1 pseudogene is annotated in these 343 nt (G+C 62.4%); it reads right to left on the bottom strand.

What is annotated here, in order from left to right:
- Nucleotides 1-343 (bottom strand): annotated as a pseudogene (locus HX774_RS19560) (PLP-dependent aminotransferase family protein); the annotation flags it as partial.

Raw genomic sequence — 343 nt, 5'->3', positions numbered from 1 at the left:
GCTCCTGGGTATTGACCCTGCCTGGCAGGCTGACCCAGAGAATGAAACCGCCGGTCGGCCGGGTCATCTGCGTACCTTCGGGGAAGTACTGCTGCACCGCCAGCTGGAAGGCGCTCAGGTTCTTGCGGTATTCCTGGCGGATATAGCGCAGATGCCGGTCATAACCGCCGTTTTCCAGGTAGGCCGCCACGCCCATCTGCGTGACGCTGCACGCCGAATGGGTACTGAAGGTCTGCAGGCGCTGGATTTCCTGCTGGAACTTGCCGGCGATCATCCAGCCGATCCGCACCCCGGGCGACAGCGTCTTGGAAAAGCTCGAACAGTAGATCACCCGGTCCAGCCG

This window comes from Brevundimonas sp. P7753 (assembly GCF_013386595.1).
Taxonomy (GTDB): Bacteria; Pseudomonadota; Alphaproteobacteria; order Caulobacterales; family Caulobacteraceae; genus Brevundimonas; species Brevundimonas bullata.
The sequence above is the reverse complement of the archived record's forward strand: the minus strand, read 5'-3'. Positions and strand labels throughout refer to the sequence as shown.